At 69.5% G+C, this 19,992-nt stretch carries 6 protein-coding genes; all 6 read right to left on the bottom strand.

Annotated elements, in window-relative coordinates; translation table 11 throughout:
* Nucleotides 1–113: 113 nt before the first annotated feature.
* The 6 genes from V9G19_RS27390 to V9G19_RS27365 all read right to left on the bottom strand — a co-directional run bounded on the left by V9G19_RS27390 (nt 114) and on the right by V9G19_RS27365 (nt 19,933).
* Nucleotides 114–5,483 (bottom strand): carboxyl transferase domain-containing protein, encoded by a 5,370-nt coding sequence (locus V9G19_RS27390; protein ID WP_462288542.1) that lies wholly within the window; start codon nt 5,481–5,483, stop codon nt 114–116.
* A gap of 50 nt (nt 5,484–5,533) precedes the next feature.
* Nucleotides 5,534–15,151, bottom strand: coding sequence for an SDR family NAD(P)-dependent oxidoreductase (locus V9G19_RS27385; protein WP_462288541.1), 9,618 nt, complete (start codon nt 15,149–15,151; stop codon nt 5,534–5,536).
* 43 nt (nt 15,152–15,194) lie between these two features.
* Nucleotides 15,195–16,898 (bottom strand): acyl-CoA dehydrogenase family protein, encoded by a 1,704-nt coding sequence (locus V9G19_RS27380; RefSeq protein WP_462288540.1) that lies wholly within the window; start codon nt 16,896–16,898, stop codon nt 15,195–15,197.
* A gap of 37 nt (nt 16,899–16,935) precedes the next feature.
* Complete coding sequence (locus V9G19_RS27375) at nt 16,936–17,898, bottom strand: electron transfer flavoprotein subunit alpha/FixB family protein (protein WP_462288539.1); 963 nt, start codon at nt 17,896–17,898, stop codon at nt 16,936–16,938.
* A gap of 41 nt (nt 17,899–17,939) precedes the next feature.
* On the bottom strand, nt 17,940–18,719 hold the full coding sequence (locus V9G19_RS27370; protein ID WP_462288538.1) for an electron transfer flavoprotein subunit beta/FixA family protein: 780 nt from the start codon (nt 18,717–18,719) through the stop codon (nt 17,940–17,942).
* Nucleotides 18,720–18,955: 236 nt separating this feature from the next.
* Nucleotides 18,956–19,933: a polysaccharide deacetylase family protein gene (locus V9G19_RS27365; protein ID WP_462288537.1), complete on the bottom strand. Its 978-nt coding sequence runs from the start codon at nt 19,931–19,933 to the stop codon at nt 18,956–18,958.
* Nucleotides 19,934–19,992: the final 59 nt, after the last annotated feature.

Below are 19,992 nucleotides of genomic sequence, written 5' to 3'. Positions count from 1 at the left end.
GCGGTCGGTGACCGGCACTCCGTGCACCTAAGTCAGCGTGCGCGATCCGGGCGCGCGATGCCCCACCCAGCCCGGCCGGCGAGGGTCCGCACCCGACGTGGGCTCAGCAGCGTTCAGGAACCAAACGCACTCATCCCTCGCTCGAGCGCGTCGATGACATAGGGCCGCAGCGTCTCCGCCTTGATGATCCGGTCGACCGAGCCGACCCGCTGGGCCCGCTCGATCGTGTGGATCCCGTCGAACTCGTCGGCGACTTCGCGCAACTTCTCGGAGCGAACCTCGGCGCTGATCCGGGCCACGGCAGCCCGGGCGGCGGAGGCCTCGGTGCCGCGAGCACCGGCGGCCGCCGCGCGGGCCGACTTGACGCGTTCGTCGGCCTCGGTGCGCACCTTGACGTCGCGGGCAAAGACCGTCGCCGCCGCCGGCGCCCCGCCGATGACGGAGGCGAACGAGCCCTCCACGGCGGCGATCTCCATCGTCTCGGTCAGCGCCTTGCTAAAGACGACGAAGGCGCCACCGTGATAGCGGGATACGACGACGAAGACGATCGGGCCGTCGAAGTTGGTGATCGCTCGGCCGATCTCGGCGCCATACTCGAGCTGCCAGTTGCGCATCGACTCCGGCGATCCGTCGAATCCGGAGAGATTGGCCAGCACCACCAGCGGCCGGTTGCCGCTGGTCGCGTTGACGGCGCGGGCGGTCTTGCGCGAGGACTGCGGGAAGAGCGTCCCCGAGGTCCAGGCGGGCGGGCCGTAGGACGGGACAAACCCGCGGCGCGGCACGCTGCGCGATTCCAGGCCGATCATGCAGACCGGTATGCCGCCGACGGAGGTGTCCCACACGATCGAGGTGTCGGCGTCCTGCCAGGCCTTCCATCGCTCCAGCGGCGCGCAGTCGGCGTCGCTGACGGCGCGCATGACCGAACGCATGTCGAACGGCTGCTTGCGCTCCGGATTGGTCTCGGAGCTGAAGATGTCGCCGACGCTCGTGAACGTCGTCCCGGGAACCCGTGCGTGCGGCGACGTGCGGACATCCCGGTCGGCCGGGTCGGTGGTGGGTCGGCGCCGGGGGAAGCGCTCCCCCGGGACGACATAGGTGTAGTCGTAGTGCTGCAGCAGCAGCTGACAGGCCTCGGGGAAGCTGGGTGCCCAGTACTGCCCCTGCCCGTTCAACCCCATGATCCGGTCGAAGCCGCCGATGCCGGCGTTGTCGTCGGCCGAGACCGCGCCGGAGAAGTCGAGCGCCTGCTTGCCGGTCAGCACCATCGCGCTGGCCGGGGTCATGATCAAGATGCCCTTGGTGTGCATGAGCATCGTGGCTTCGCCGTTCCAATACGGCTGGCCGCCCACGTTGATCCCGGTGACGATGATGTTCACCTCGCCACCGGCCTGGGTGTACTCGATCAGCCGACGCAGGGTCAGGGCGATCCAGTCCATGTTCTCGGTGCCCGAGTCCATGGCGATCAGCGCGCCGGAGGAGACGGCATACCACTCGACCGGGATCTTGTGCTCCAACGCATAGGCCAGCACCGCGTTGATCCGTCGGCACTCCGGCTCGGCGAGGTTGCCCAAGCCCTGGGTGGGGTCGGACAGCATCGCGATCCGGGTCATGCCTTGGGGATGGACCGGCGTGTAGTTGGTCATCAGCCCGACGACGATGTGCGCGCTGTTGTTGCCCGGCTCCCGGTCGACCTCGACGAGGTTGTCGTCCTTGTCCAGGTCGAGTTCGACGAAGGTTCCCGGCGGGAACGGTGAGGCGTCCCCCGGGTTGGGGGTCATCATCCGCGCGATCTCATAGGGATACGGGCTCTTGAAGCGGGCGGCGGTGAGGACCTTCTGGGCGTACTTGGTCAACGGCCGGACCGGGTTGGGGCCGGGCGCGTCCAGCCGGATCGACAACCCGCCAGCGCCCAGGCCGTCCAGGAGGAGGATGCGTTCGCGAGGCATCCGCTTGCCGACCGAGTCCTCCTCGTTGACGGTGACGTGCAGGACGATCTTCTCCAGTCCGGCGCCGCGGGCCAGACCCTCGTAGGCGCGGGCCATGCCGTTCCACTCGGTGGCCGGGACCGTCCACATCGGGCGGATCGACAGCACCAGCCGGTTGGCGACCGGCCGTTCGCGGACCGGATAGGTCGCCAGCGCCGACCGCATCGCCGCCAGCGCCGACAGTCCCATTCGCCCGAGCAGCGGATAGGTGATTTCGCCAGTGGTCTCATTGCGAACAGGGGTCAGGTCACGGACCTCCGCCAGGGCGAAGAGACGGTGATCCTTCGGGTTGGCCTTGGCGACCCCGTCGAAGAGGTAGATGTCTTCGGGGGAGGGCAGACGCCGCAGGGTGAAGTTCGACAACCGCCACAGGTCAAGCCGCTTGCCCAGCATCGGGTGCAGGTTGCGGTAGAGCTCCTCCTCGACGAAGCCGCCGCCCTCGCCGGGGCGATAGGTCAGGTGTTGGGTGCGGCTGCGGTCGGCACGTGCGGCCGCCACCGTGGTGATCGTCAGGTCGAGGCGGTGCAGCACCCGACCGAACTCGCACTCGCCGAGAACCCCTTCGACGCTCTGGGCCATCTCGTCGATCTCGGCCCACTCGCCGTCGCGCCAAAGGACCAAGTCGACGATCGCCTCGGACTGGAAGGCGGCGGTGCCCAGGTGGGTAGCGATCGCGCGTGACGCCCGCGGGAGATCCGCCATCGGGAAGTAGCCGACTACCACGTGGAATTGGGTGTCATTGTGGACATAGCGGGCGAACGCGAACTCGAAACCGTCGACGGTCGCAACGTCGAACCCGCGCAGGTCGCGGATGCGGTAGAACCGCCGCAGATAGACCTCCAAAATGGCGCTCCGGACGGCGCGTCCCTTCTCGGAGTCTCCGTCGGCGGCGAGGCTGCCTCGCCAGCTGTCGAGCAGCAGCGAGCGCATCGGCTGTGGCGACCACACCAACCGGTTGATCCGGTCGGCCCGATCGGGGGTGCCCGGGTCGGCGGCGAGGGCGGTCAGATGACCCGCCATCTCGGCCGTGTTCTCCTCGACCACCTTCTCGATGGCCGGCTCTTCGAACATCTGGAAGTGCACATCGCGGGCCAGATCGGTGACCGTCGAATGGCGGCCCTCGGTAGCCGAGACGAGCCGCTCCAGGCGCTCGCGCCACGGGCCGGTCAGGTCGGCGGCGTCGGCGGCGTGCAGCCGGCGCTCGAGAATGGAGACGACCACCGGCGCCATCTCCGGCACCCGGCTGAAGCTGCGGAACATCCACAAGGTGGCGCTCTCTAGGCCCTCGCGGTCATGGAGCGAGCCGACGCCGTAGCGCGCCAGCGCCCGGGACAACCGCGTGCGATAGGTCGGCGGGAGACCGGCGCGGTCGGGGTCGAGCCACTGCAAGAAGGCGATGAAGAACTCCTGAGTGTTGTCGGGGTTCTCCATGTCGGGGTCGGCGCCAGAGTCGGCCTCGACCCGGGGGCGATAGAGCGAGCCGACCTCGGCGAACAGGTCGAGAAAGGCGTCCTCGCGCTCGCGCAGGCGGACGTCGTCGGCAGCGGCGCCCGTCGCGAGCTTCCCGTATGCCGCGATCAGCACCTTCACTGCCGAGGGGTCCAGGTCGTAGCCGAGCAGGTAGTTGGTCAGGCCCGCGAAAACTCGAGCGGTCTCGTCCTGGGCGGCCACCATCGCGCTGGCGCCCTCTACCAGCCCGGCGAGGCCGACAGCCTCCCCGGCCGAGGGGCGCGGGGGGTCCTCCGCTGCACGCGGGGAACGGATGCGCAAGAGCGGATCGCCCTTCTCGATCTGGGCGTTGGGGAGCACCGCGATCGAGGTGACGACGCCGGCCATAGGCGCGTTCACCGTGGTGACCATCTTCATCGACTCCAGCACGGCGATCGGCTGACCGGCACTGACCGCCTCGCCGACGCCGACGAGGATGGAACCGACCAGGGCCGGCCAACCCGTGCGCACGACGACACCGTCATCGCGCTGGACCCGATGGGTGGCGCCGTCGATCTCCAGGTGGATGACCTCGTCCTGGGGCAGCACGACGACGCGCACCTTCCGCCCGCCGGCAACCAGGCGCCGCTCGTGTTCGGAAAGCCGGTCCACGGTGACATCGAGTGCTGCGCCGTCACGGATGCGGTAGCGATCGGCGGCGATCTTGTCGACGCGATAGCGGTGCGGGCGGCCCTGATAGGACAGCTTCAGCTGGGCGCCGACCTGCTCGGGGTGCTCGGGCCGGCCACGTGCCGCGCTCGCGCGGAAGCTGCCCAGCACCAGCGCGAGGTCGGCCTCGTAGAACTCGACGGCGGCGGCGACGAGGGCCATCGGGTCCGGGCCGGGGGTGAGATCACCGGCGGCCAGGCGCTCGGCCAGCCAGCCGCTGCTCACCGGCCCGGCCACGACGTCGGGATGGGTGAGGACCGAGAGCAGCAGCGAGCGGTTGGTCAGCCCGTCGGCCATCGCGATCGACGTCCGCTCCAGGGCGGCACGCAGCCGGGCCAGGGCATGACCGCGCTCGCGTCCCCACGCCGTCACCGTGGCAACGACAGGTTCTTCGGCTGCGTCCACGACATCGCCTTCGCGCAGGCTGGCGTCGACGCGCACGCCGGTGCCCATCGGCAACGAGATCAACTCGACCTCGCCGCCGGTGGGGGCCGACGTGCTCGGATCCAGAGCAAGAACCCGAGCCTCGACCGTCACGCCGTCGCCGGCCGGCGGTTGCGGCTCCAGGGTCTCGCCCTGCTCGATCCGCCACTGCAGGCCGACGAAGCTGGCGCCCGTGGTCTCCTCGACCGCGGCATGCTCGGCGCGTCCGCCCGGGGTGACCGAGCGCACCGCGAAGGTCGTGCCGTCGGCCGCGAGGGCGACGGTCACGATCGCTGCCCCGGTCGCCCGGCACGCCGCCGCACAGGAACCGACGAGCGTGCGGGCAGCGGTCGTGATGGCGTCCACTACCTCGGGCGCGACCGCGCTGACCGGCGATTCGGCGATGAGCAACTGGCCGTCGCGCGCGATCGTGACCTCACGTGGTGGCATCGCCCACGTCGTGCCGGCGGAGTCGGTCAGCGTGTCGACCTCGATGAGCCGATCCGCCGGCGCATCGGGATCAACCGTGACGCCGAGTTCGCTGCCGAGATCACGCAGCGCCTGCGGATCCCCGAGCCGCTCGATCGTCGCCGCATCCGGACCGACCACGGTCAGCCCGGCCTCCTCGGCGGCACGCACCACGTCGACGCGCGCTCCATAGCGAGTGACGTCGGCCGGCCAGAGCGCGCCGATGCCCGCCTCCTGCAACGCGGTGGCCAAACCGGCAGCCCCCAGCTGTGGATCGACGGTGAGGACCTCGTCGGCCTCCCTGGCATACCACGGTGCGGGCCCGCCGGGGCTGACCACCACGGTGGTGATGTGTCCCTCCGGGTCACGGTTGAGGTTGCCGATGGCCGCCAGGATCCGAACCACGGGGTCGCCGTGGTCGAGGATGGCCAGCCGGGTTGTCGATGCCACGGTCAGGTGCCCTTCGTGTTTCGTTGTGCGCTCGTCGGGGATGGGGTGGATCAGCCGAACGACCGGCGGAAGGCCTCGGCGACATCTTCGGCGAGATTGCCGGGCATGGGCACGGTCGCGTAGTTGCTCAGCGTGACCACGACCGAGCCGCTGGCGTCGGTGACGACGACGTCGAACATGTTCTCGCCATCACCCGCGCCGGCCGTCGCATACAGGGGCCCGGCCACGCTTGCCGGGTCGCGGTGGACGCTGGTGCGTCCCACGCGCATCGGCAACGAGAGCCGGCCCTGGGTTGCGGCTTCATAGAGCCCGGAGGTCTGGAAGCACAACTCGACCAGCCGTGGCGCGATCAGCACCGGCAGATCTCCCGGAGTGTGGTTGTCGGGCAAATCGACCGGCATCCGTGACGTCGAGCCGTCACCGGATCGCCACGCCTCCTCCATGACCTGGTAGGCCGGGCCGTGGAAGTAGAACGTGTAGATGGTGTCGTGCTCCAGCGGGCTCTCGCCCGGGTCGGTCGCCACGGTCGCGGTGGCCTCGTCCGGCGGGGTCTGGGTGAGGCGGACCTTGCCGGTGAAGTGGGTCGTGGTCACCGGGGCGCTCTGACCGGGCAGCTGGCGGCTGGCGGTCAGGGTGCACCGAGCGATCAGATCACTACCGTCCGGGTCGGGGGAGACGACCGCGCTGATCGTCAGCTCCCGGGGCTCGTCGCGGTAGAACTTCACCGGTGACGAGAACGCGACGTCCTCGACGGCACCCACGCGGTAGCCTGCCGGCGCGAGCACCGACGCCACCTCGGCGAAGGACTCCATTCCCATGACCCCGGGAAGGACGGGGGTGCCGTCGATCCGGTGGTCATAGAGGAAGGCCTGCTCCTTCGGGTCGAGCGTGGTCTGCGACGTCGCGCCGGTGTGGACGCTGGCCCGGATCGTGCCCAACATGGGCCCGGAGACGCCGACCTGAGCCGGGTCGAGGCCACCGCTTTCGTGGTACTCGGCGGCCATCATCCCGAGGACGCCGGCGACGACGATTTCGCCCGAGTATGCCGAGGACTGCAGCTCGCGGCGGACCCAGGCGACACCGGCATCCGGTGGCAGCATCTGCACCCCGGCCATCTCCATGATCTTGGGGATGGAGCCGCGGGTCGCCATGCCGATACCGCCCCAGGCCGTCCAGTCGGTGGCGATGCCCCGAGTCTGCGGGCGGGTCCGGCGCAGGTTCGAGACCACCTTGCAGAGCAGGTCGTTGGCGGCGGCATAGTCGGTCTGCCCGTTGTTGCCGAACCGTCCGGCCACGGAGGAGAAGACGACGACCGCCCCGACCTCCATGTCCTTTGCCGAGTGCCACATGTTGAACCACCCGGTGGTCTTGACGTCGAAGACCAGATTGAACTCGCGCGGTTCCTTCTCGGGCAGGTTGCGGCTGATTTCCAGCCCGGCCGCGTGCAGGAGCACATCGATCTTGCCGCTGCGCTCGCGCACCTTGTCCATCGCCTCGGCGACGCCACCGGCGTCGGTCAGGTCGACGCTGTAGTAGTAGGCCGTTCCGCCCGCGTCGGTGACCGCCTCGATAGCCGTCAGGGCTGATTCGAGACGCTCCAGGCGAGCGATCTCGCGGTCGATCAGGACAGGGGTGGGCTTCTTGCCCTCGTCCTTGAGGCGAGCCGCGATCCGGCCCTTCAACGCCGACTTGTCGGCCCGGAAAGCGGCCAGGTCGGGATCGTCCGGGTCGGGCGTCGAGGTCAGGTCGAGCAGGTGGAAGGTCCCACCCGAGGCCTTGGCCAGGTCGGCCGTGATGGCCGCGACGATGCTGCCGGCCGCTCCGGTGATGACGAACACGCTGTCCTTGCCGAGCTCCATACCGCCATCGCCCAGCGGGGACCCGTCGGCCGAGAGCGGCGTGAACGGCTCGACGACGAACCCCACGCCATAGCGCAGGCCGTCACCCGGCCGACCTATCTCGATGCATCCGGGGTCGCGCAGCGTCTCCTCGATCAGCAAGTCGGCGATCGCCGCGGTCTTGCGGCTGGCCGGCAGGTCGACCGCCTTGACCAGCGTGCCCACGCGTTCCTTCTGGTAGGACTTCGCGAAGCCGGTCACCGAGCCGCCGAGCACGCTGGTGGCGCCGCCGGCGTCGTAGCCGTGATAGCCGCCGAGGCGCGTCGCGACGACGAGGAACGGGCTCATCTCCCACAGGGCCCGCATCGTGGCATAGAGCCCCTTGACCCGGCGCTGGAGGGCGCCTTGCCATTCGTGCAGCTCGTATGCCGTGACGTCGCCCTCGTCGTCGAGCGCCGGCAGCCAGTAGACGCCGGCGATCGGGCCGTCGGCCATCCACTCGGCCAGGCGGCCGGCGAAGTCGTCGTCGCTGGTCTCGGCAGAACCGAACAGGACGGTGGCGCCGGCCTTCTCCAGCCGCTTGACGAGGGCGTCCGCGACGCCGCCGCCCTCGCCGCGGACCACGATCCGGGCGCCGCTGAGTTGCACGCCGGTCTCGACGCAGCGCTCGAGGGACGGACGCAGCGAGGGGACCGGAATGCGGCGGGGGAGTGCGTCGATGGCGTTGAGGTTGCCGACGATCGTGGTGCCGTGAGCATGGGCCGGTGGAGCCGGTGCGGCGGCCGCCGCCGTCGGTGCGCCGGCAGACGCGGCAGAGCCCTCCGCAGAGGTGCCGAGCCGGTCGTGCACCCAGCCGGCGACATGGCGCAGAGTGGGGAAGTCGCGCAGCTTGAGGTTGTCGTCGCGCTCGAGCTGCCAGTTCTCGCGGACGGCGGCGAAGACCTCGGCCTGCTTGACCGTGTCGACGCCGAGGTCGGCCTCGAGGTCGAGGTCGGGCTCGAGCAGATCGGCCGGGTAGCCGGTCATGTCCGCGACGATCTGGGTGACCTTGCCCAACACCGGGTCGGCGCCCGCCGCAGGAGCAGCCGGAGCCGGTGCAGCGGCAGCTGCCGGTGCGGCCGGTGCCGGTGCAGCGGCGGCTGCGGGGGCGGCGGCAGCTGCCGAGGGCGCGGGCAGGCCGAGCTTGCCGCGGACCCAGCCGGCGACGTGGTTCATCGTCGGGAAGTCGCGCAGCTTGAGGTTGTCGTCGCGCTCGAGGTCCCAGTTGGCCCGGACGGCGGCGAAGACCTCGGCCTGCTTGACTGTGTCGACGCCGAGGTCGGCCTCGAGGTCGAGGTCGGGGTCGAGCAGATCGGCCGGATAGCCGGTCATCTCGGCGACGATCTCGGTCACCTTGGCGACGATCTCGTCGGCCGCCGGAGCGCCATGGGCGCCGGCCGGCACGGCTTCCGCTGCCGGTGCAGCGGCGGCTGGCGGGGCGGCCGCAGCTGCCGTGGGCGCGGGCAGGCCGAGCTTGCCGCGGACCCAGCCGGCGACGTGGTTCATCGTCGGGAAGTCGCGCAGCTTGAGGTTGTCGTCGCGCTCGAGGTCCCAGTTGGCCCGGACGGCGGCGAAGACCTCGGCCTGCTTGACCGTGTCGACGCCGAGGTCGGCCTCGAGGTCGAGGTCGGGGTCGAGCAGATCGGCCGGATAGCCGGTCATCTCGGCGACGATCTCGGTCACCTTGGCGACGATCTCGTCAGCCGCGGGGGCGGCTGCCGGCGCAGGTGCGGCCGCCGGAGCGGCTGCCGGAGCTGCGGCGGCCGGAGCGGCAGCGGCAGGAGCTGCTGCGGACGGCTCGGGCAGGCCGAGCTTGCCGCGGACCCAGCCGGCGACGTGGCGCAGGGTGGGGAACTCGCGCAGCTTGAGGTTGTCGTCGCGCTCGAGATTCCAGTTCTCGCGGACGGCGGCGAAGACCTCGGCCTGCTTGACCGTGTCGACGCCCAGGTCGGCCTCGAGGTCGAGGTCGGGCTCGAGCAGATCGGCCGGATAGCCGGTCATCTCCGCGACCATCGCCGTGATCTTGTCGATGATCTCGTCGCTGGCTTGAGCGGCGGGCGCGGCGGGCGCTGTTGGAGCCGCTGCTGGGGCGGGCGCCGCGGCAGGAGCTGCTGCGGACGGCTCGGGCAGGCCGAGTTTGCCGCGGACCCAGCCGGCGACGTGGCGCAGGGTGGGGAACTCGCGCAGCTTGAGGTTGTCGTCGCGCTCGAGATTCCAGTTCTCGCGGACGGCGGCGAAGACCTCGGCCTGCTTGACGGTGTCGACGCCGAGGTCGGCCTCGAGGTCGAGGTCGGGGTCGAGCAGATCGGCCGGGTAGCCGGTCATCTCGGCGACCATCGCCGTGATCTTGTCGAGGATCTCATCGGCCGCGGCAGCCGGCGTGCCGACGACGCCACCGGTCGAGACCATCGCAGCAGCCGCGGCCGGAGCGGCAACCGTGCCGCCGGTCGAGAGCGTGCTCGGCGCGCCGGCGGACGGCTCGGGCAGGCCGAGCTTGCCGCGGACCCAGCCGGCGACGTGGCGCAGGGTGGGGAACTCGCGCAGCTTGAGGTTGTCGTCGCGCTCGAGATTCCAGTTCTCGCGGACGGCGGCGAAGACCTCCGCCTGCTTGACCGTGTCGACGCCGAGGTCGGCCTCGAGGTCGAGGTCGGGATCGAGCAGATCCGAGGGATAGCCGGTCATCTCCGAGACCATCGCGGTGATCTTGGCGAGGATCTCATCGAGCGCCGCAGCCGGCGGGGCGCTCTCGGCCACAGGTGCCGCGGGCGCGGGCGCCATCGGTGCCGGCGCGACCGGAGCCGGGGCGATCGGTGGCGGGGCCATCGGTGCCGGGGCGACCGGTGCCGGGGCCACCGGAGCCGGAGCGGTGGACGCCGGAGCGGCGGCCAGCTGAGCGGCATACGGAACCGGCACATTGGTCGTGAGGTTGGCGGGCTTGGCCGGTGCACCGATATCGACGATCCGCAGCCTGCGGTGGTCGACCTCGAGAGTGCTGTTGGCATGGCCCGACAGCGAATCGAGCCAGGCCTGCCACGTGCCTTGATCGACGATGCGATAGGCATAGCCGAGTTCGCTCGGAGCGCGGCGGCGGCCATCACGGGTTGGCACCCAGCGAATCAGGCTGATCGAGATCTGCGATCCGAAGCCGGCCCCCAGATGCAGGGCGTAATTGACCGGATTCGGGCCCCCGCGGGAGAGGTTGAGCGCGCCCAGATCGGGGTCGGGCTCCTTGTAGTTCGGCACGGGCGGGACGATGCCCGTTTCGAGCGCCTTGATCGCGACGACGTCCTCGATGCCGGCGCCCAGCGCGTGACCGGTGAAGCCCTTGGTGTTGGTGATCACGATCTTGTCCGCGGCGGCGCCGAAAACGCGGCGCAAGGCGAAGACTTCCGCCGAGGCGCTGCCGCCACGGGCGGGAGTGTAGGTCTCGTGCGAGACGAACATCGTGTCGGGAGCGATCTGGTGGCGGTCGATGCCACGGGCCTCCGCCTCGGCGATCACCGACTCCATGACACCGCCGATGTGATCGATGTCAAGCCGGCTGCCGTGGAAGGCGCTGTTGGAGGTGACCACGGCGAGAACTTCGGCGATCGGGGCAATCCCGCGTTCGCGCGCCGCGGCCGCAGACTCGACGACGAGACCGGCGGCCCCACCGCCGACGATCATGCCATGGCGGCGCCGGTCGAACGGCGTGGCGGCGTCTTCGACCCGCTCATCGGTTGCCGCCGCCCCCGAGGCGAGGAAGCCGGAGGTGATCCACGGCAGCAGATCCTCACCGGTAGCGGTGTCGGAGCCGACGACGATCACCCGGCGGCAGCGTCCGGAGCGGATCCAGTCCTCGGCGATCGCGACCGCCTGGGTGGTGGATGCGCAGGCGGAGTTGATGTGCGTGTTCGGGCCGCGGGCGCCGATGATCTCGGCGAACTGCGAGTGCCCCATCGGCAGGGTGCGGAAGAGGAAGCGCCGGTCGAAGGCATAGGGCTCCCGCTTGAGGGCGTCACGCAGCCCGCCGATGAGGCGCTCGACCTCGGCCATCGCCGGGTCGTCGGCCTTCATCAGCGCGCGGACGCCTTCAAGGGCAAGCAGGTGCTCGCGCCGGGCGCGGTTGCGGTAATAGTTCGAGACCTCCTTGACCATGCTCCCGTAGCCGGGGTAGGCCGAGGCGAAGATGACACCGGTGTCGTCTCGCAGTGCCTGCGGCAACGCCCAACGCTCAGGCAATTGCGTGCCGAGAGTCGTCGTCTTGTATTGCATGACCAGGGGGATGCCCGCATCGCGCAGGGCCTCGAAGCCGGCCGCAATCGCCATCCGGCTGGTCTCGTCGAGCGCCTCGTCACGAGCCTTGTCGATCCCGAACTCACCGACGATGTCCACCGGCGCGTGGATGCCGGCGAGCTTGATCACATCGGCCGGGTCGGTGATCGTCTGGAAGCTCCCGCCACCGGTCGAGGCGTCCTTGACGATCCGGGTGATGCGCAGGTCGGCCATCAACTCGCGCACGGCCATCGGGACCGCGCTGATGAAGTTGTCACCGGCGAGGATCCGCGCAATGTTGGCATCGTCGAACATCTTCGGCGTGCCCGGCAGGCCGAGAGAGGCGCCGCTGACCACCACGGGCTCCATGTCCATCGACACGCCACCGGAGGTACTGCGGGCCGGCAGACCCGCCAATGCGGCCGCGCCGGCGGTGAAGCCGAGGTCGTCGGCATACAGCTTCAGTCCTTGATCGAGGACCGCCGCAAACAGCTTGCCGAGTTCCAACAGAGTCTGATCGGACACCGCATTTCCTTCTGAGACAGAGCGGTTGAGGATGGGGGCCACTGCAGTGGAGGCCACGGGTGCGGCTGGCGCGGAGGCCGCGGCCGGCGCCACTGCGGAAGCGGCCGCGGGCGCGGAAGCGGCCGCGGGCGCGGGCGCCGGCGCCGGTGCAAAACCGAGCCCGGCGGCATACAGCCCACACAGGGCCTGGTTGAGGGCAACCTCGTCGGCGACCTTGGGGTGATTGGTGAACAGGGCGAGCACGTCGTCGTGCTTCTTGCCGAGGACGTCCTCGACGAAGCCCTGCAACGCCTTCTTCGGCCCCACCTCGACGAAGACCCGGGCCCCCGACGCATAGAGAGTCTCCAGGCCCTTGACGAACTGCACGGGCGAGGCGACCTGCTTGCCGAGGTAGTCGAGCATCACCTCGGTGTCGGCGCCGCTCGGGTAGAACTCACCGGTCACGTTGGCGATCGTGGGAACCTTGGGGCCGACGACGTTGAGCCGGCGCAGGGCCACCTTCAGCGGCTCCGAGGCCGGCGCGACGATCGCGGTGTGGAAGGCGTGGCTGACCGGGATGCGGACGGCGTTCATACCGGCCGCCTTGGCCTTCTCGACAAGACCCTCGACGGGAGCGGTCGCTCCGCCGACGACAGCCTGGGTGTAGCTGTTGATGTTCGCGACGACGGCATACCCATCGGCCTGCTTGACCAGCGCTTCGATCTGGTCGAGCGGTCCGAAGACCGCGGCCATCGCGCCGTTGTCGGCGACCGAGACCTTCTTCATCTCGTTGCCACGGGCACTGACGGCTTCGAGCGCGCTCTCCAGAGTGAGGGCTCCGGCGGCGACGAGGGCGCCATACTCGCCGAGGCTGTGCCCCATCACCATGTCGGGAACGACGTTGTAGGCGGCCAGCAGCCGGGTGAGCGACAGATCGGTCGCCAGCACGGCGGGCTGGGTGATCTCGGTCTGCATCAGCTGCTTGTTGAGGGTCTCGACCGCCTCGGGGTCGTCGCCGTCGATGAAGATGTAGGACGACAGGGTGCGCCCGCCGAGCAACGGGGTCATGACCCGGTCGGCTTCGGCGAAGGTATTGGCGACCGTCGACTCCTTGGCCACCAGCCCCTTGAGCATGTTGACGTACTGGGAGCCCTGACCGGTATAGAGGAAGGCGACCTTCGGAGCCGGACCGCGCCCGACAAACACGCCCTGTTGGCGCAGCAGCCTAAAGGCCGCCTGATTGCCCGAGTCGAAGGCCTTGACCAGTTTGGTCAGCTTGCCGGCGAGTTCGGCGGCATCGCCGTAGTCAACGGCCACCCGGACGGCGGCCGAGCCGAGCGCCGGGTCGGGTGCCGCGGGCGCCGGAGCGGTGCCGGCCTGGGCCGCGGCCAGGGCCGTGCGGACCTGCGCGGCGACATCGGCGTCGTCCCGTCCGCCGATGACCAAGGCACCGCGCAATGGCGCCTTGGCCGGCCCCGCCGCCGCGGTCGCAGCGGGAACTCCGGAGGCGACGGGGGCCCCGGCGCCCACGGGTGAAGCGGCGACCGGCGCGGTGGCCGCGGCCTGCGGGACCTCCGCGGACGCGAACACGCGGGCGGGAGCCTTGTGCCGGCCGGGGACGTGTTCCTCGACCACGACGTGGAAGTTGGTGCCGCCGAAACCGAAGGCGCTGACCGCGCCGACACGGGCGCCGTGCGGGCTCTCCGGCCAGGCCCGCAGGCTGGTGTTGACCGCGAACGGGACGGCGCCCCAGTCGACGTTGTCGTTGGGGTTGACGAAGTTGAGGCTCGGCGCGATCACCTTCTCGTGCAGGGACATCGTCATCTTGAACAGGCCAGCGGTGCCCGCCGCTGCCTTGAGGTGACCAATATTCGACTTGACCGAGCCGAGGGCGATCGACCCGACGACCGAGGTTGACTCGCCGAAAACCGTTGTGAGCGAGGTGAGTTCGGCCGCGTCTCCGACTCGCGTCGAGGTTCCGTGTGCCTCCACCGCACTCGCCGCTGCCGGCTCAAGCCCGGCCCGCTTCCACGCGCGCCGGACGGCCAGCTGTTGCCCGACCGGGTTGGGGGCGGTGATCCCCTTGCCCTTGCCGTCGGACGAGCCGCCAACGCCGAGGATGGTGGCATAGATTCTGTCGCCATCACGTTCGGCATCTTCGAGCCGTTTGAGGACGAACAGGGCTGCGCCCTCGCCCATGACAAAGCCGTCGGCGCCCGCGTCGAATGGGCGCGTCCCGGTGGCCGAGAGGGCGCCGATCTTGCAGAACTTCACGAACGCGTCGATCCCCATGTTGCGGTCGACACCACCGGTGACGACGGCGTCGTATTGGTGATCGACCAAGCCGTCGATCGCCGAGCTGAGCGCGGCCAGACCGGACGCGCAGGCAGCGTCGGTGGTGAAGTTGGGTCCGCGCAGGTTGAGCAGATTGCACACCCGCCCAGCGATAACGTTGGCGAGTTCACCGGGCATCGTGTCCTCGGTGATCTCAAACGTGTTGTCGAGATAAAGAGCCCTGGTCTCCTCGACGATCTGCTTCTGCACGTCCGCCGGGAGTCCCTGCAGGGTGGGTGAGGATTGCAACCGCTTGAGCACCTCGGGCAGGCGCACCCGCATCGAGGAGAGGTAGTGCTTCTCCCCGCCGATGGCATTGCCGAGAATGACGGCAACATTGTCGGACTCGACCGACCAGTTCGGCCAGCCGGCATCCATCAGGGCCGCGCGGGCGGCGCTGACCGCCCACCGCTGTCCCTCGTCCATCTGCATGGCGACCGTCGGCGGGACCGGAAGCCGCCACTTGATCGGATCCCAGTCGAACTCCCGGACCCACCCGCCGATCTTGGAGTAGCACTTGTCCCGGGCGGAATGGTCCGGGTCGTAGTACAGCGCGGGATCCCAGCGCTCCGGAGGCACCTCGGTGATGCTGTACCGCCCGGACTTGATGTTGTTCCAGAACGTGTCTGCATTCGGTGCCTGCGGCATGATCGCCGCGACGCCGACGATCGCGACCGGTCTGGCCGTGTTGGTGGTCATCCTCGTCCACTACTCCTTGAAGGATCCCGCGATGTACAGGTGATCAGTTGCCGAGACGCCCGTAGAGCACGTCGGCGATGTAGTTCATGTCGGTGAGCATGCCAGCCTGCGCCGTCAGGATCGCCGCCGAGGGGATGCCGGAGAGCGTCCCGATGGCGGGGGAACCAGGATCCGCCGCGCCGGCAACCCACCGAGCCCCGTCGCTGGCGATCCGCTGCGCGACCTCGCGGGCATACACCCGCGACATCGCGCTCATGGCGGCACCGTCGAAGCGGCCGGGGTTTTTCTCGTGGCGGGTGCCGTCCAACTGCGCCGCAGCCGCCTTGGCGAAGACGGCTGCACCCTCGGCGAAGGCGATCAGCTCGCCCAGGCGGAAGAGGATGTGCTGGCTACGAGTGAGGCGGCCAACCTGGCAGGCCTGCAGGACCGCGGCCATCGCGCGGGCCGCCAGGGCCGCCGTGCCGGCGCCGATCTGCGGCTTGGCCGCGTGCAACGACTCCATCTCGGTGGCGAGGTCGAGATAGCGCCGGCCAGCGGACTTCAGGTGCAACTGCCACCGGTCCCGCGCAATCGTCATCTCCATGATCTCCGAGGTGCCCTCGTAGATGGTGGTGATGCGGACGTCACGGCGCATCTTCTCGACCATGTAGGGCCGGGTGTAGCCGTAGCCGCCGTGGGCCTGGATGGCCGCGTCGGCGGCGGCGTTGCCTGCCTCCGTCGCGAGATACTTCGCGATGGCGCCCTCGGTGTTCATCGCGCCGTCTTCGCCAAGGCCACGGTCGATCTTGTCGGCGGTGTCCTCCATAAAGGCGCGCGCGGCCTCGAGCCGCACGACGTGGGGGACGATCAGCTTGTGCGTGAAGCCCTGCTTCTCGCTCAGCGGTCCGCCGCCTTGGATCCGGTCCACGGAATAGGCGATCGCCCGGTCGGTGCATTCCCAGCCGGTGCCCAGGCCGAAGGCGGCGACCATCAGTCGGGTGTAGCCGAAGACTTGCTGGGCCTGGACCAGACCCTTGCCCGGGGCCGTCCCAACGAGGGCGCTCACCGGCACCGTGACATCGTCGAGGAAGAGTGCGGCGGTGTTGGACAACCGCAGGCCGTGCTTGTCCTCTGGGGGAGCGGCGCTGAAGCCCTCGGTGTCCTTGGTGACCACGAACCACGTCGGCCCCTCGGGGGTGACAGCGAGGATCGTGCTGTAGTCGGCGATGGAACCGTTGGAAATCCACTGCTTCTTGCCGTTGATCTTGTAGTGGGTGATCTCGCCGTCGTCGCCGCGGATCGGTTCGGCGGTGGTTGTCATCGCGCCCAGGTCCGAACCGGCCTCCGGCTCGGTGGCGCCATACGCAAAGATCACACCGCGCTCGCCGATGGCGCCCAGCCACTCCTGCTTCTGCTCCTCGGTGGCGCCGACCACGATCGGGTCGGAGCCGAGGAAGGTGGCAAACACCGCGGTCGCGACACCGAGGTCCTTGCGGGCCATCGCCTCGCACACGCGGTAGGCGTCCATGGCGCCGCCGTCCATGCCGCCGTAGGCCTCGGGGATGAAGACGAGCTGGACGCCGAGCGTGTCCGGATCGGACATCAGCCGGACGACGTCCTCGGGGCATCGGTCCTCGTGGTCGAGGTCGAGGATCTTTTCCGGAGGGAGGTTCTCATCGACGAAGTCGCCGAGGGCCTCGATCATCATCTTCAGCGTCGGCAGATCGAGCCCGGCGCCGCCGACGTGGCCCATCGTGGTGTCAGTCATCTCGGTGTGATCTCTCTGGTTCGGAGGGACGGCGGGGTCAGCCGCGCTTGGCGGCGATGGCGTCGACAAGCGCGGGCAGCACCTGATGCAGATCGCCGACGACCCCGAAGTCGGAGATCGCGAAGATCGGCGCGTTGGCGTCCTTGTTGACGGCCACGATCGTCTTGCTCGACTGCATGCCGGCGCGGTGTTGGATCGCGCCGGAGACGCCGGCGGCGACATAAAGACTCGGGGCCACGGTCTTGCCGGTTTGACCGACCTGGATGTCGTGGGCGGCCCAGCCGAGGTCGGTGACAGCGCGGGTGGCACCCACCGCGCCGCCGAGGGTGTCAGCGAGTTGTTCGATGACGCCCATGCCCTCGGGGGAACCGACGCCTCGGCCACCGGCGACGACGACGGCGGCATCGGTCAACTCCGGCCGGCCGGTGGAGACCTTGGGGTTGCGCGCGGTGATGCTCGCCCCCTTGGCGGCGTCGCTAATCGCCACGTCGACGTTCTCGACGCTCGGGGTCGCCGCGGCCTGCTCGGCGTTGGTCGCATTGGGTCGCATGGTGATGACGGCCGGCCCGCGGGTGACCTCGCTCGTTGCGTGGTAGGTGCCGGCGACGATCGCTTGGGCGGCGACGATCGTCCCGCCCTCGTCGGCGACGGAGACGGCGTCGGTGACGATGCCGCTGTCGAGCCGCACGGCTACCCGGGCGGCGATGTCCTTTCCTTCGGAACCGGAGGTGATCAAGATGGCGGAGGGGTTGGCCTGTTGGGCGACCTGGACGAGCGCCTCGGCCTTGGGCACCGAGAGGTAGTCCTCGGCGGCGGCACCGCCGACGGCATAGACCGTCGTGGCGCCATAGTTGCCGAGCTGGGCGACGACATCATCGCCGGCCTCGCCGACGACGACCGCAGCGGGATCGCCGAGGGCGCGGGCAGCGGTGAGCAGCTCGAAGGTGGCGGGGCGGACCCCGGACGGCGTGAGTTCGGCGAGGACGAGAACGGTGGACAACGTGATTCCTTCGCTGGGAGTCGGTATGCCGGGGGGCGGGGTCAGAGGAGGCCGCGGGCGGCGAGGAAGTCGGCCAACTGGCCAGCGCCGGTGCCGTCATCGGTGACGAAGGTGCCGGCCTGCCGCTCGGGGGCGGCGTCGATACTGCGCACCTTGACCGCGGCCGCGCCGGAGCCAACGCTGCCGGCGTCGACGCCGAGGTCGGCCAGGGTGAGAACCTCGATCGGCTTCTTTTTGGCCATCATGATCTGCCGGAAGGCCGGGTAGCGGGCTTCACCCGTGCGGTCGGTGACCGAGACGACCGCGGGCAGGCTCGCCGACACATCCAGGCTCGCGGCGTCGCCGTCGCGGGTGATCGTGACCGTGTCACCGTCCACGGACAGGGAGTTGGCAAAGGTGGCCTGGGCGGCGCCGAGGCGGTCGGCGACCATGGACGGCATGACCGACATCTCGCCGTCGGTGCTCGCCATCCCGGTGAGAACCAGGTCGTAGCCGATCTTCTCCAGGGCCTTGGCGATGACCAGCGAGGTCGCCAACGCGTCGCTGCCGTGCATCGCCTCGTCGCTGATATGGACGGCTTTGGTGCCGCCGATGGCCAGCGCCTTGAGCAGGCCGTCCTTGGCGGCGGCCGGGCCCACCGTCAGGTACGTGATTTCGGCGTCCAGGCCGCCCTCGGTCAGCCGCACCGCCTGTTCGACGGCATACTCGTCGAGCTCTGAGAGCCGCCCGTCGATGGCGCCGCGGTCGATGGTCAGGTCGGGGCTGAACTTCCACACGGCCGTGGGCTTCGGGACGTACTTGACGAGAACGACGATTTTCATCGACGGCGCCTGCTTTCGCGTAGGTCGAGGTCGAGCGGCACCATCGCCGCTCCGTTGTCTTGGCGGGTGCCCTTGAAGCTACGCCTCGGCAAACACCCTGCCCAATCAGACCGCCTGAAGGACGTTTCGCGCCTCTCCCCGGTCACAATGTGGACACCTCGCTGCGCGGACACGCCGGGACACCCGGGATTTCGGTACGAATGGCGAGACGGCCCCGGGATCTGGTACCACGCCTGTCAAATGCAGTAGGCGTTGGGCATATTGGCGTTGGTGGCCCGGCCCCACTTCTTGCACAGGCTCAGGCCTCGGTCGCGCAGCCCGAGGTCGATATAACGCAAGAGCGAGGCGTTGGTGCCCATGTGCTGCATGTGGACCACGACGGAGCTGCCGCCACGGGCGTTGCGGATGATGTAGTCGGCCGCCTCCCGGGGCGAGATCCGGAAGTCGGGGACCTCCAGGGGCAGCGAGCTGCGCGCCCAGTCGCGAGGATCGATATCCCACAGGCAATTTCGTTTCCCTTGCTGCGCCATGATCGACAAGACCGTGGAATTGGTCGAGCCGTAGGGCGGGCGCAGGTAGTTGCTGCCGATATCGGGTTGGGTGATCTCCCAGCGGATCTTGTCCGAACTGAGCGTCGTCAGGTCGTAGTGGTCGTAGGCGTGGTCGACGACCAGCAGACCGCGCGCCCGCGCGGCAGCCACATCGGCCAGGCCTGCGCGCACGACCGAGCCGTTCGGGGCCACACCGATCCCATATCCGCCGTCGCGCGCGGCGTCGATGAGCGCGCGGTAGGACGTCGTGCTTGTGGGCGTGTCGTCGAAGACGAGCAGCACCTTGTTGCTCGAGGCGTTCCCGCACTTGAACTGATCGAACGGGGCGTTGACCTTCTCGAGGACCTGCCAGGACGCGGTCGGGACCGAGCCGTCCCGGCGCAAGAGCCGGTAGGACTGCTGGAACCGGCTCATCCCGTCAACGGCGTCGCCATTCCAGTAGCCGGTGGTCGGACCGTCATAGAAGAAGGCCTGCTTGAGCAGCCGCTCGGCCAACGCGACGCACGTCCCGCCATCGCCGGCATGGATCACCGGACGCTGCGACACCGGGGTCGACGAGCTGCACGTTAGCGTCGTCGCACCCGCCGGTGCCGGGACGCTCACGCCGGCGAGCGCGAGCAATCCGATTGCGGTCAGTGCCGGACGGGAACGAAGTCGAGACATCACAGCTTCGACGGTAACAGCCACGTCTCCCAGACGCACCACCTGTCACTGTGGTTGGC

The sequence above is a fragment of the Nostocoides sp. genome (genome assembly GCF_037045025.1).
In the GTDB taxonomy this organism is placed as follows: domain Bacteria; phylum Actinomycetota; class Actinomycetes; order Actinomycetales; family Dermatophilaceae; genus Nostocoides_A.
The sequence above is the reverse complement of the archived record's forward strand: the minus strand, read 5'-3'. Positions and strand labels throughout refer to the sequence as shown.